This is a genomic window from Okeania hirsuta (assembly GCF_003838195.1).
GTDB lineage: Bacteria > Cyanobacteriota > Cyanobacteriia > Cyanobacteriales > Microcoleaceae > Okeania > Okeania hirsuta.
This window is the reverse complement of sequence record NZ_RCBY01000324.1, coordinates 1-6,489: the sequence shown is the minus strand read 5'-3', so window position 1 is coordinate 6,489 and position 6,489 is coordinate 1. Positions and strand designations below refer to the sequence as shown.

Below are 6,489 nucleotides of genomic sequence, written 5' to 3'. Positions count from 1 at the left end.
TGACTCCTGACTCCTACTTCAAAAGATTTTATACCGATGCTACCGGATTTGATATTACCTCTCCTTGAAAAGAAGAGGATTGACGCGATAGGGAAAATTTTTTTTCTCTTGGTCGATTGGATATGCGGAGGAGACCCGTTCTTGCAGACCCGCTCCGAAGATCGCCATCCAACCCTTCGGAAAGTTCCGAAGATCGACCGCTTTTTTTCTCCTTTAAAGGAGAGACTTTCAAACTTAATTATTCGGTAAGCTTTTGATATGTCAAATACAATAATGGCAACTGCTATATTATTCAACTTATTAGGGATTATTAGGGACTTCCAAGTAAAAAAAATCTCATTGCACTGAACTTAGAGGGGCAGGGAGTAGGGAGTAAAGAGAGTCTAAGAATTGGATAATTGATTTTTTGCTATTGCCTTATTTATCTCATCATTTAGTTTCTTGGTAACAAATGTGAAACTTGATTTAGGCAGGGTATTTTGCCTTGCACTCTGACGGACATCAAAAAGAAATTCCGACAATTACTCCTATTATTTATAATATTATTCGATGAAATTAGTATTATACCAATTCCCATGGATTGATTCTATACTTATGTAACACTTCAGTTATTAATTACTTAATACTGGCTTTATCACTTTTTTGGTGATTTGAGCCAATTCAATGTTAATTATTCTTATTTTTACTGCTATCCTACTCCCCTACCCCCCTACTCAAAAAAAGTAGAAAAGTTTTTGATAAATGGTATTACATATTCCGATTTTTCCCCTTAGCTAAAATCCAAATTTTTGACCTAAAATAGCTAAAAAAGAGGGTACACCTCTGTGGATACATAAAATTTATTTGCTATAGTCTTAGAAGATAGTATCAAGAGTCAAAAATTACTTATAACCGGAATTTTACCTATCATCTAAAACTTAAAATATTTTTTTATGAGCCATAAACGGATTTTTGTAACGGGTGCTAGTGGGTGCATCGGTCACTATATTGTTGAGTCATTAATTCAAAATACTCAACACGAACTTTTCTTATTAGTACGAAGTCCGGAAAAGTTAAAAGTTGATTATAAAGCTCGTTCGGGTGTAAATCTTTTAACAGCAAATCTCCGAGAAATTGAAAGATTTTCAGACTTACTTTCAGAAATTAATGTAGCTATTCTCATTGCTACTGCTTGGGGAAACTTACAGGAAGTATTTGATATAAATGTTGTCAAAACAATTAAATTAGTCAAATTACTTAATCCAGAAGTATGTGAAAATATTATCTATTTTTCTACAGCTAGTATTCTTGATAGTCAAAATAAATTACTTAAAAAAGCTGGTGAAATTGGCACTGATTATATACGATCTAAATATGACTGTATGTATCAGTTATCTCGACTCAAAAATGTACCTCCTCTAACTTGTCTTTTTCCTACTTTAGTTTTAGGTGGAGATGACAAAAAACCTTATTCTCATCTTTCCTCTGGTTTACCAGAAATAATTAGATATATTGGTTTAATTCGGTGGTTAAAAGCTGATGGTAGTTTCCATTTTATTCATGCTGAGGATATTGCTAGAGTCGTTAATTATCTAGTAGAAAACCCACCCCAGTCTCAGGAACTTCAGAAATTAGTTTTGGGAAATACACCAGTTACAGTTAATCAGGCAATTACGGAAATTTGTGCATATCTGAAGAAGCGAATATATTTCCAGTTTAATTTGTCTCCTTGGTTGATAGAACTAATAATTGTAGTATTTCAAATTCAAATAGCTGCTTGGGATAGATTTTGTTTAGAATATCGTCATTTTACATATCAAAATCCAGTTAATCCAGCTACTTTTAAACTACCAATTTCTTGTCCTACTCTTGCTGATATTTTGAGAACTAGAGATATTTTCCATAACTGAAAAACTAGAAAGTTCTCAACTGCTAAAGTCAGAAAAATTTGTTCGTTTCATTTTCTGAAGCTCAAAAAAATTAGAGGAAATTCCCTGGGAATAAACAAAAAACTGTGATAGTATAAATTTATAAGGTTAAGCTCGCCTATATAAATGACTTTTGATTCAACCCAAAAACAGGATCACAGAGTTTTATACATAGAATGTGGCGATGGATGATCTGGAGAAGTTCGCCATATCTTGAGAACTAGAGATATTTTCCATAACTGAAGAAATACAAAGTTCTCATATCCTAAAGCCAGAAAAACTTGTTTGTTTCATTTTCTGAAGCTCAAAAAAATTAGGGTAAATTCCCTGGGAATAAACAAAAAAATTGTGGTAGTATAAAACTATAAGGGTGGCCCTGTCTATACACATGACTTTTTATTCAACAAAAAAAACAGCACTTAATTAGGCTAACCATCAAAACACAAAAAATTAGATAGCCAAAAAAACAGGCTGAATATCCAAGCGATCGCCAACCCTTAAACCCAACTCAGTAGATCTTCCCCCCCTCAACTCAATCACTCCATCCACAGGAACATTAGGTCCATAAGTAGGACAAGGTTCAGATTCACAAGGAGGTAAATTAGAAAAAATTGCCTGTACCTCCCCATTCCTCAGAAACACCATATCCAGATTAATAAACACATTTCTCATCCAAAAATTCACAGTCCGAGGAGGGTTAATCTCAAACAACATTCCTCGATCCTCTGGCAACTCAGTCCTAAACATTAAACCTATTCCCTGTTCAAGTGGAGTTTGTGCCACCTCCAAACTAACCGTTTGACCAGAAAAACTTGCCTGTGCTGAAATAGGTAACATTTGACCCAACTCCACCTCACCAAAAATAGAACTAAAACTTGACTCCTCAAGACTTGTCACCCCTGACAAAACTGCCAAATATTCTCCCGTTACTCGGTCTTGAATAATAGTATTACTCTCAGAAGAAATAATATTCAACTCACTAAATTGTAAGCCACCAGTTAGGATTAGGCGATCGCCACCATTACCAAAATCAGTAATTACATCTGCATCTGTAATATTTACCGCACCAGTAGAAGATAGACCCCCACGTCTACCAATAGCAAATAAATCATCACCCTCACCTCCACTCATAGTGTCGCTGCCCAAGTCACCAATTAACCAGTCAGGGCCAAAATCTCCAAACATCAAGTCATTTCCTTGCCCTCCAAAAATTGTATCAGCATCTTGTCCACCGTATATAATATCATCCCCTTGATTACCTTGAAGGACATCAGTTCCCTGATTGCCGAAAATTTGGTCATTACCCCCGAAACCTTGAACAATATCTTTACTTGTCAAAGCAGCAATTATGTCATCTTCAGGAGTGCCACTGAGAAAATCAATACCTGGTGTACCTTGAATATTAGTCATCAGATTTTATGTTTATATCAATTTTCAGTTATAGCAGAAGGAAGAAGGAGGAAGAAAAAATCTGGTGTTGTCTGATTTTTAAGCTTTTGATATATTTTAACCTTTCCTTCGACTACTATATCTTTTCTCTTTTACAGTAGTATGGATGTTTAATCAATTTTTTTTAATCGCGTTGGTATTTTGAATTTATTGTAGTTCATCCATCTCAAAAGCGTTATAAATTTTTAGCTAAATTAGTAATATTTTTAATTCTAATTAACTACCAAATTACTGACATATCTAAAACCAACCCTGATCAAACATCCTCACCAGATAATGTTTGAGGCGAGTCTAATATTTCCACATCTTTACCAGCACGATAAATTTATAGTTGCTAATTTTTGGGATTAATCAACCAACCTAACTGCATTCCATTTTCCAGATATTCTTTCATTTTGTCTCTGGTTTCAGACAAGCTGTCGAAAGGTGACATTAATTCGATTAAAAAATCAGGGCAAAGAGGTAAAAATTTTGTTCTTTGTTCAGGTGTTAAATTATTCCATTTTTCTATAGGTATCCAGGGAGTATCGGGAGAACGGTTAGCACAATTAAGGAGTTTAAAACCTGCGGATGTATTCTCCCTTACCATTTCGATCGCTTCTCTGAGAGCTTTTCTTCCAACTTCGCCACAAAGCCAAGTTTCTCTTTTGACTGCCTGTTGAAGAGCGATCGCTTGTCTTGGCAATAGTAACTTTTGGCTGGCTATTCTAATGCACCATTTAAGGTGTGTCAGTCCACTACCAATAGCGTTCATGCGTAATTCCTGATAAAATCTAAATGCTTCTTAGCTTACCTAAAACCTACAACCGAGAACCAATAACCTATTCCCCCATCTATTTAATCAAAAGTCATGCAATTAGATCGTATTGATATTCACCCTACCGACAGTCACGGTGACTTCAAACTGCGTAGTGGGAAACCCTTCCCATTTGGTGCAACTCTGGTGCCTGGAGGAGTGAATTTTTCTATATTCTCCTCTAATGCCACATCCTGTACATTGGTATTGTTTCAAAAAGGTGCTCTCCAACCAATGGCAGAAATTCCCTTTCCTGAAAAATTTAAAATTGGGAACGTTTATTGTATGATTGTCTTCGACCTGAATATAGAAAATATTGAATATGGCTACCGGATGGACGGACCAAATAACTTCCAGGAAGGTCAATGGTTCGACAAGAATAAAATTCTCATGGACCCCTACGCTAAGATTATTGGGGGTCGGGATGTTTGGGGAGTTTTTCCTAACTGGGATGACAATTATCAACATCGAGCGAGAATTGCTTATGATGATTTTGACTGGGAAAATGACCGTCCTCTAGAAATTCCACCAGAAGACCAAATTATCTATGAAATGCACGTTCGTAGTTTTACCGCTCATCCCTCTTCTGGAGTCAAACATCCCGGAACATTTGCTGCCATCCGCGAAAAAATTCCCTACCTCAAAGAATTGGGTGTTAATTCAGTAGAATTGATGCCTATCTATGAATTTGATGAGTTTGAAAATTCCCGCCCCGGCCCAATTACAGGAGAAATGCTCTACAATTATTGGGGTTATAGTACGGTCGGATTTTTTGCCCCAAAAGCAGGTTATGCAGCTACAGGCAAGTCAGGGATGCAGATGGATGAGTTAAAAACTCTAATTAAAGAACTGCATAAAAATGGAATTGAAGTGATTTTAGATGTTGTATTCAATCATACGGCAGAAGGGAATGAAAACGGTCCGACAATTTCTTTCCGGGGTATTGACAATAAAGTATATTATATGCTAAAACCCGAAGGTTATTACTATAACTTTAGTGGCTGTGGTAATACGATTAACTGTAATAATCCCATCGTTCGTGGTGTGGTATTAGATTGTTTGCGTTATTGGGCAAGTGAATATCATATTGATGGTTTCCGGTTTGATTTAGCTTCAATTCTTGGTCGTGACCCCTGGGGGGCACCATTGGCAAATCCTCCACTTTTAGAAACCCTGGCTTTTGACCCAATTTTAGCTAACTGTAAATTGATTGCAGAAGCTTGGGATGCAGGAGGTTTATACCAAGTAGGTTCTTTTCCAGCTTTTGGACGTTGGGCAGAATGGAATGGTAAGTATCGCGATGCAATTCGCAAATTTATTAAAGGTGATTGTACTGTAGGGGAAATGGCACAAAGATTACAAGGTTCCCCAGACTTATATGCTTGGCAAGGTCGCGCTCCGGCAACATCTATTAATTTTATTACCGCCCATGATGGTTTCACTTTGGCCGATATGGTTTCTTACAATGGGAAACATAACGAAGCTAATGGCGAAAATAATAATGATGGTGCTAATGATAACGAAAGTTGGAATTGTGGGGCAGAAGGTTGGACAGATAACCCGGGAATTAATGCTTTGCGTAGCCGTCAGATGCGAAATGCGATCGCGATTATGATGGTTAGTCAAGGTGTGCCTATGTTGCTGATGGGAGATGAAATAGGACGTAGTAAACATGGTAATAATAATACCTACTGCCATGACTCGGAACTAAATTGGCTTAACTGGGAATTTCTCAAAACTAATGCTGAGTTATTTAGATTTGTGAAAAACTGCATTGCATTTAGGAAAGCACATCCAGTATTAAGAAATCGCAACCATTTCAGAAATCAAGATTATATTGGTAGTGGTTATGCAGATATTACTTGGCATGGAACCCAGGCGTGGAATGTAGATTGGTCTGAAAGCTGTCGTACTATTGCTTTTATGCTCTGTGGCAAACACGCTAAAGAAGGAAAACAGACAGATAACTATATTTATGTCGCAATGAATATGCACTGGGAAAGTCTTTGGTTTGAAATTCCTGGTTTGCCACAAGGAATGCAGTGGCACGTTTTTGCTAATACTGCCTGTCCATCGCCAGAAGATGTTTGGGAACCTGGTAAAGAACCTGTTTTGGAAAATCAGCATGGGTTATTACTTGGCGATCGCTCAGTAGTTATTCTGGTAGGAAAATAATATTATGTTTGGTTGAGACGAAGGAGTCAGGAGGGAAGAAAGAAGAAAGGGAAAGTTTTTTTATCGCTAGACATCTAGTAAAAATCCAAAATAAAATCAATTATTTCTCCCTGTTCCCTGTTCCCTGTTCCCTGTTCCCTGTTCCCTGTTCCCTGTTCCCTG

At 36.9% G+C, this 6,489-nt stretch carries 4 protein-coding genes; 2 read left to right on the top strand and 2 right to left on the bottom strand.

The features are described 5' to 3' along the window. Positions 1–932 precede the first annotated feature (932 nt). A complete protein-coding gene (locus D5R40_RS29280) occupies positions 933–1,889 on the top strand; it encodes an NAD-dependent epimerase/dehydratase family protein (RefSeq protein WP_124147543.1) in 957 nt (318 codons plus the stop codon). A 468-nt stretch (positions 1,890–2,357) separates the two neighbouring features. Here D5R40_RS29280 and D5R40_RS29275 read toward each other — a convergent pair whose 3' ends face one another. Then, a complete protein-coding gene (locus D5R40_RS29275) occupies positions 2,358–3,317 on the bottom strand; it encodes a DUF192 domain-containing protein (RefSeq protein ID WP_124147544.1) in 960 nt (319 codons plus the stop codon). 373 nt (positions 3,318–3,690) lie between these two features. After that, a complete protein-coding gene (locus tag D5R40_RS29270; RefSeq protein ID WP_205127555.1) occupies positions 3,691–4,110 on the bottom strand; it encodes a Uma2 family endonuclease in 420 nt (139 codons plus the stop codon). Between the two features lie 96 nt (positions 4,111–4,206). Between D5R40_RS29270 and glgX the strand changes: the two genes are divergently transcribed. Next, the gene (gene glgX / locus D5R40_RS29265; RefSeq protein WP_124147545.1) at positions 4,207–6,327 is read left to right on the top strand and encodes a glycogen debranching protein GlgX; all 2,121 of its coding nucleotides are present in this window, start codon (positions 4,207–4,209) and stop codon (positions 6,325–6,327) included. Positions 6,328–6,489 lie beyond the last annotated feature (162 nt).

Coding starts and splice junctions, on each gene's coding strand:
- glgX (WP_124147545.1), top strand. CDS start 4,207: ATGCAATTAGATCGTATTGATATTCACCCTACCGACAGTCACGGTGAC.
- D5R40_RS29275 (WP_124147544.1), bottom strand. CDS start 3,317: ATGACTAATATTCAAGGTACACCAGGTATTGATTTTCTCAGTGGCACT.
- D5R40_RS29270 (WP_205127555.1), bottom strand. CDS start 4,110: ATGAACGCTATTGGTAGTGGACTGACACACCTTAAATGGTGCATTAGA.
- D5R40_RS29280 (WP_124147543.1), top strand. CDS start 933: ATGAGCCATAAACGGATTTTTGTAACGGGTGCTAGTGGGTGCATCGGT.